The organism is Streptomyces sp. DH37 (assembly GCF_029813835.1).
Taxonomy (GTDB): domain Bacteria; phylum Actinomycetota; class Actinomycetes; order Streptomycetales; family Streptomycetaceae; genus Streptomyces.
Map to the genome: position 1 here is coordinate 58,308 of NZ_JARVKV010000030.1, position 6,384 is coordinate 64,691.

The 6,384-nt window shown below is 67.8% G+C and carries 5 protein-coding genes and 3 pseudogenes; 3 read left to right on the forward strand and 5 right to left on the reverse strand.

The annotated features are described in order from the left end of the window. Window positions 1-28: 28 nt before the first annotated feature. Window positions 29-727, forward strand: coding sequence for an urease accessory protein UreG (gene ureG / locus QC029_RS16965; RefSeq protein ID WP_279556511.1), 699 nt, complete (start codon window positions 29-31; stop codon window positions 725-727). Window positions 728-930: 203 nt separating this feature from the next. After that, window positions 931-1,650, forward strand: a complete 720-nt coding sequence (locus QC029_RS16970) for an urease accessory protein UreD (RefSeq protein WP_336621594.1) — start codon at window positions 931-933, stop codon at window positions 1,648-1,650. A gap of 59 nt (window positions 1,651-1,709) precedes the next feature. Here the strand turns inward: QC029_RS16970 and QC029_RS16975 are convergent. The 5 genes and pseudogenes from QC029_RS16975 to QC029_RS16995 form a co-directional block, all read right to left on the reverse strand. Beyond that, window positions 1,710-1,802 (reverse strand): annotated as a pseudogene (locus QC029_RS16975) (IS5/IS1182 family transposase); the annotation flags it as partial. Continuing rightward, window positions 1,793-1,920 (reverse strand): annotated as a pseudogene (locus QC029_RS16980) (transposase); the annotation flags it as partial. The pseudogenes QC029_RS16980 and QC029_RS16975, both read right to left, overlap by 10 nt. Window positions 1,921-2,072: 152 nt before the next feature. Further along, window positions 2,073-2,225 (reverse strand): annotated as a pseudogene (locus QC029_RS16985) (leucine zipper domain-containing protein); the annotation flags it as partial. Window positions 2,226-2,270: 45 nt separating this feature from the next. After that, window positions 2,271-2,561, reverse strand: coding sequence for an RICIN domain-containing protein (locus tag QC029_RS16990; protein ID WP_336621595.1), 291 nt, complete (start codon window positions 2,559-2,561; stop codon window positions 2,271-2,273). Window positions 2,562-2,704: 143 nt separating this feature from the next. Then, window positions 2,705-4,138: an endo-1,4-beta-xylanase gene (locus QC029_RS16995; protein WP_279556512.1), complete on the reverse strand. Its 1,434-nt coding sequence runs from the start codon at window positions 4,136-4,138 to the stop codon at window positions 2,705-2,707. Window positions 4,139-4,859: 721 nt separating this feature from the next. Here QC029_RS16995 and QC029_RS17000 point away from each other — a divergent pair. After that, window positions 4,860-6,326 carry a non-reducing end alpha-L-arabinofuranosidase family hydrolase gene (locus tag QC029_RS17000; protein WP_279556513.1) on the forward strand — a complete coding sequence of 489 codons (1,467 nt, stop codon included), beginning with the start codon at window positions 4,860-4,862 and terminating at the stop codon, window positions 6,324-6,326. Window positions 6,327-6,384 lie beyond the last annotated feature (58 nt).

The window sequence follows — 6,384 nt, forward strand, 5'->3', positions numbered from 1 at the left end:
AGTCCTGACCGACGCCTGGAGCATCCTCGTGCATCTCGACCACCCCGTGACCATGCCGCACCGCCACACCCACAGTGCCGAACCGCTGCTCCGCGACGGCAGCCGCCGCGCCCTGCGCATCGGCTTCGGCGGGCCCGTCGGCTCGGGCAAGACCGCGACTGTGGCCGCCTTGTGCCGCACCCTGCGTGACCGGTTGTCCATCGCCGTGGTCACCAACGACATCTACACCCAGGAGGACGCCGCCTTCCTGCGCCGCCAGGCCGTCCTGCCACCGGAGCGAATCACCGCCGTGGAGACCGGGGCCTGCCCACACACCGCGATCCGCGACGACATCTCCGCCAACCTCGAAGCGGTCGAGCAGCTCGAACAGGACCTGGGCCCGCTGGACCTGGTCCTCATCGAGTCCGGGGGCGACAACCTCACCGCGACCTTCTCACGCGGACTCGTCGACACCCAGGTCTTCGTCATTGACGTGGCCAGCGGCGACGACATCCCCCGCAAGGGCGGCCCCGGCATCACCACCGCCGACCTCCTCGTGGTCAACAAGACCGACCTGGCGCCGTACGTGGGAGCCGACCTGGACACCATGAGGGCCGACACCCGCAGGCAGCGGAGGAACCTGCCGTACGCCTTCACCAGCCTCACCGCTCCCGACGGCGTCCAACCGGTCGCCGACTGGGTCACCGGCTGCCTCGCCGCCTGGCACGCCACCGGATCCGCCCGGTGAACGTCACCACCGCGAAGACCTCGGCCGTGATTCCGGTGCCGCCCGACGAACTGCTGCGAGCCGACAGTGGGCCCCACGGCCGGCGCTCCACCGAATTCGCCCCGGCGCACCCGTACGGCGTCGCCGCGACCGCCCGGATCCGGGCCGCCCACAACGGCCGCACCACGACGGTTCCGCTCCTGCACAGCGACGGCCCTTTCCACCTGCGCCGGCTACGTGCCCGCGGAGAGCAGGCGCGAGTCTGTGTACTGGGCGCGATGAGCGCGCCGCTCGGCGGAGACCGACTCGCCCTCGACATCACCGCCGGGACACGCGCCCGGCTGGAGGTGACCAGCGCAGCCGCTACCATCGCCCTACGCGGCCCCACCACCGTCCCGGCCACGTACGACGTGAGGGTCAGGGTGGGCGATCGAGCGACCCTGCACTGGCTGCCCGAGCCCCTGATCAGTACCCGGGGCAGCACCCTGCACCAGACGTTCACCGTCGACCTCGCTGCCACCTCCCGCCTGCTCATGCGAGAAGAGCAGCTCCTGGGCCGCTCAGGCGAATCACCGGGCCACCTCACCACCCGCCTGGGCGTACGCCGCGGCGGACGAGCGCTCCTCGATCAGCACACCGCCTACGGCGACCCTGCACCGGCATGGGACGGCCCCGCTGTCCTGGGAGCCCACCGCGCCACCGGGCAGCTTCTCCTGGTCGACCCGGAGCTGGACGCGCCCCAGGAGCCACATGTCATCGGCGACGACCCAGCCGAGGGACAGGCGGTACTGACTCCCCTGGCCGACCCCCAGGCCCTCATCGCCACCGCTGTGGCTCGGACACCGGCCCAACTGCGCCACCTCCTGGACGTCGCCCTCGCGTGCGCTTACCAGGTGCCGAGACCAGAGGCCGAAGGCGAGCAGGAGGGCCCGTCTTCAAGGTGATCTTGCCCAGATCAGGAATGAGGCCGGGCAGACCGTCGCCTCGTCCGACCAGGCGGGCCGGCCACCTGGTCGGCCCGCTCAGGGATGGTGGCAACGATGCCACGCCGCCGGCACCGGCTCCGAATCGCGCGGGAGGAGCAGGCCTTGTCCGCCACAGGACTCCGTTGATCACCTGCCGGTGATCCCGCCACGGCCGCCCCGGCCGTCCGCTCCCGGCAGCAGCGGCGCTATCCGCTCCCAGGCAGCATCCGTCAGCTCACCACGACCCACCACAAGATCAATTGACAGGAAGGTCCTGGGCCGCATCGATGAGAGTGAGCCCGTGGGGCTGCATCTGCGGCTTCCCGGGGTACGGTCGTGACGTGGTCGGCCACCCGAAAGACCGGCGCGGGGGCGATGTCGGCGAGGTCGAGACCGCGCAGCGCGGTGGGACGGGATATGCCCATCTCCGCGGCAACGTGCGCGACCGGACGGCCGGACAGGACGCGTTCGACCAGGATCCGCCTGCCGTGAACGGTCAGCCGGGCTTCTGCGGTGGGACACGAAGACCTCCGTGTGCGGTGAAGCCTGGACACCTCCACCACACCGGAGGTCTTCGCCATGATCGAGACCAGTCGGCGTTAACAACGCTCGCGATCAGTACACGAGGTCACGGCACCGTCTGTGGTCGAGGCGCCGGCCACGTCGAGAAGCTTGCCCGACTGCCGGGTCTTGAGGCGGTAGAAGCCGTCGCCGGGGTCCACGAACCGCCACTGCTGGTTGCTTCGTCGTTGCGCGTCCGCTGGCTGACCCGCGTCGTCGGCGGTGGAGGCGCCAGAGACGTCCAGCGCCTTGCCGCTGCTGCGATCTGCGATTGACCGGGGCTTACCGGGTATTGGCGTCCACCGTCGCCGCCTCGGCGGGTGCCGGATTCACTCCGGCGAGCAAGCCGATCACGAGGGTCGCCGCCATCACGGCGGCGACCCGTGACCATCAGCGACGACCTCGTGGAGGGGCGGGGGAAGCCGCACCGTAGGCCGTCACCGATTCACCCTTTCGTCGGTGGCAGGCCTCGTCAGGCGCGGGTCCAGCGCTGGTTGCTGCCGTTCGAGCAGGAGTAGAGCTGGATCAGGGTGCCGTTGGCGGTGCCGGCCCCGACGGCGTCGAGGCAGAGGCCGGACTGGACGCCGACGATGGATCCGTCGGCGTTGAGGCGCCACTTCTGGTTGTCGCCACCCCAGCAGCTGTAGATCTGGACCTTGGCACCGTTACCGGTGCCGGCGGCGTCCAGGCACTTGTTGCCGTACACCCTGAGCTCGCCGGCATCGGTGTGTGTCCACTGCTGATTGGTGCCGTTGTGGCAGTCCCACAGATGGAGCTGGGTGCCGTCGGCGGTACTGGCGTTGGGCACGTCCAGGCAGCGGCCCGAGCCGACGCCCTTGATCGTGTTGCCGTCCCCGGGCGGCGGAGTGGTGGAGCCGCCGTTGAGTGCGTCGAGGACGGCGGTGTACGCGGGCTTCTTGCTGCCGTTGCTGTAGAACAACAGCGGCGTGTGCTCCGAACGCCACGAGTCGCTGTCGCGCACGCCCCAGACGGTGACACCGAGGCAACGGGAGACGGCCAGGCAGTCGTTGACCACGGCGGCGTAGGTCGAGGGCGAGGCTCCCTGGATGTCGAGTTCGGTGATGGCCACGTCGACGCCGAGGGCGGCGAAGTTCTGCAGGGTGGTGCGGAAGTTGCTGTTGTAGGGGCTGCCACTGTTGAAGTGCGACTGGAAGCCGACACAGTCGATTGGCACGCCGCGCTGCTTGAAGTCCCGCACCATGCGGTACATGGCCTGGGTCTTGGCCCAGGTCCAGTTCTCGACGTTGTAGTCGTTGTAGCAGAGTTTGGCGGACGGGTCGGCGGCACGCGCGGTGCGGAAGGCGACCTCGATCCAGTCGCTGCCGGTGCGCTCCAGGTTGGAGTCGCGCCGGGCTCCCGAACTTCCGTCGGCGAAGGCCTCGTTCACGACGTCCCACTGCGCGATCTTGCCCTTGTAGTGGCCCATCACGCCGTTGATGTGGTCGATCATCGCCTGGCGCAGTGCGCTGCCACTGAGGCTCTGCATCCAGCCGGGCTGTTGGGAGTGCCAGGCCAGGGTGTGGCCGCGCACCTCCTTGCCGTTCTGCACCGCCCAGTTGTAGACGCGGTCGGCGGCGGTGAAGTTGAACTGGCCCCGCTGCGGCTGGGTGGCGTCGATCTTCATCTCGTTCTCGGCCGTCACCGAGTTGAACTCACGGGCCGCGATCGTCGCGTACGTCGAGTCGCTCAGCCTGTTCGCGGCGATGGCGACGCCGAAGTAGCGGCCGCTCTGCGCCGCCGCGGCGCCGAGCGTGCTCTCGGCGGCCTGTGCGGACGGTGGCGCGACCAGTGCGGCGACCACACCGAGGACGCTGGCGACCAGCGTCAGCAGCAGAGCGTGGAGCTTCCGCCGGACAACGGATCTGGGAAGGGCATGAGAGCCCATGGCTGTGCCTCCAAGATAGGAATAACGGAACCACCGGACACCGCGGTCATGGGAGCCGGGAGGATCTCGACCGGCACGGACGGCGCCCGGTCGGTCGCCGAGTGACGTGCGCCGGGCGGCAGCGGTCTTTCGACACAGGCACGGGGGGACTCCATCGCTGCTCAGCCGGGGGCGTCACGCGGCGTCGCACACCTTCCCGCCTGCACGAGGCGTGCAGGATGCGTCGGCGTGAGCCTCACCGGAACGAAAAACGGGGTGGCGCAGGTGCTTCGGTGTGCGGATCCGTCGTACTGCTGTGCGCGGCTCTGCCGTACAGCGCAGTCCGCACAGGGCCATGCTGTTCGAAATACCGAACCATAGTCGATCGTCCAGACAAGATGGTGAGGAATTGACAGCACCTCGTCAACCCTCGCGGCGTGAAAATTTTCGCCCCACGTGCGAAACTTTCAAACCCTCGCGAGCCGGGCGGATCCCTGGACCGGCGAGCCGCATCGTGAACCTGCGGATGCCCAGTCGGCGTGGCGGCTTGTCGCGTCCGAGGGAAGGAAGTGTTTACGGACAGCTCGGCGACAGGTCTTGACCGGAAGGCCTCACCTTCCTAGCTTGTGGCGTCACAGAACCGGAACACCTTCGAAACTTTCGAACCTGCCCTTGCCCCCGGCACGGCCGTTCCACGGTTCATCGGCGTCATCTCACCCCCCGCCCCCAAGGAGGCCTTCTGATGCGGCTTCGCCACCCGTCTCCAGTCCACCCAAGGCGCTTACTCGGCGTCCTTGTTTCCTTACTGCTGGCGGCCGTCTTCCTCGGTGCCCAGCCCGCCGAAGCCGCGACCGTAGACCCCAACGCCTCGTATGTGCTGGTCAACCGCAACAGTGGCAAAGCGCTGGATGTCTACAACATGGCGACCGACGACGGCGCCCGCATCACCCAGTGGACCAGGAACAACCAGAACCAGCAGCAGTGGCAGTTCGTCGATTCCGGGGACGGCTACTACCGCATCAAGTCCCGCCACTCGGGCAAGGTACTGGACGTCTACAACTGGTCCACCGCGAACGGCGGCTCGATCGTCCAGTGGGCCGACCTGAACGGCACCAACCAGCAGTGGCGGCTGGCCGACAGTTCGGACGGCTACGTGAGGCTCATCTCGCGCCACAGCAACAAGGCCCTCGAAGTGCAAGGTGCCTCCACCGCCGACAACGCGAACATCGTCCAGTACGACGACTGGGGCGGCACCAACCAGCAGTGGCGGCTCGTCATGGTCGGCACCGAAACCCCCGGCTCGTGTGATCTTCCGTCGACCTACCGCTGGACATCGACGGGCGCACTGGCGCAGCCCAAGCAGGGGTGGGTCTCGCTCAAGGACTTCACCGTCGCCCCCTACAACGGCAGACAACTCGTCTACGCGACCACGCACGACACGGGGACGAGGTGGGGTTCGATGAACTTCGGCCTGTTCACCAACTGGTCGGAGATGGCCTCGGCCAGCCAGAACACGATGTCCAATTCCACCGTCGCACCCACGCTCTTCTACTTCGCTCCGAAGAACGTCTGGGTGCTCGCCTACCAGTGGGGCAGGACCGCCTTCTCCTACCGGACGTCGAGCGACCCCACCAACCCGAACGGCTGGTCATCTGAGCAGGTGCTCTTCTCCGGAAGCATCTCCGATTCCGGAACGGGGCCCATCGACCAGACGCTCATCGGCGACGGCACGAACATGTACCTGTTCTTCGCCGGCGACAACGGCAAGATCTACCGGGCCAGCATGCCGATCGGGAACTTCCCGGGCAGCTTTGGCTCGACCTCGACAGTGATCATGAGCGACACGACGAACAACCTGTTCGAAGCCCCGCAGGTCTACAAGTTGCAGGGCCAGAACCGCTACCTCATGATCGTCGAGGCGATCGGCTCACAGGGCCGGTACTTCCGCTCCTTCACGGCCACCAGCCTGAACGGCTCCTGGACACCCCAGGCCGCGACCGAAAACAATCCCTTCGCCGGCAAGGCCAACAGTGGCGCCACTTGGACCAACGACATCAGCCACGGCGAACTGATCCGCACCAGCCCCGATCAGACCATGACCGTCGATCCCTGCAATCTGCAGTTGCTCTACCAGGGACGCAGCCCCAACTCCGGCGGCGACTACGGCCTCCTGCCCTACCGTCCGGGTCTGCTGACACTGCAGCGCTGACGGCATGACACGATTCCGGCTCCGCTAGGGAGCCGGCGTGGCGGGCTCGGCGGAAGGC